General features: G+C 69.6%; 1 protein-coding gene. It reads right to left on the bottom strand.

The features are described 5' to 3' along the window. Window positions 1-140: cupin domain-containing protein (locus ACPYOG_RS20710; protein WP_481295939.1), on the bottom strand; the 140-nt coding region annotated here is incomplete at its 3' end. Between the last annotated feature and the right edge of the window lie 97 nt (window positions 141-237).

Genomic DNA, 237 nt, shown 5'->3' with positions numbered 1-237 from the left:
GGGCAGTGCTCCACCCCTCGCGGAACCACGAAGACGTCGTGCGGGCCGAGCTCCACGTCCCCCTCGCGCAACTGGATGGTCAGCCGTCCCTCTAGCACCAGGAACAACTCGTCGGTGTCGGGACTGTCTCTTATACACATCTCCGAGCCCACGAGACACTCGCTAATCTGGGGGGGGGGTGTTTGTTTTGTGGGGGGGGGGGGGGGGGGGGGGGGGGGGGGGGGGGGGGGGGGGGGG

This window comes from Leifsonia sp. HAY1-4F, from assembly GCF_056755275.1.
Note: the sequence above shows the minus strand (reverse complement) of the source record. Positions and strands in the feature narration are given on the sequence as shown.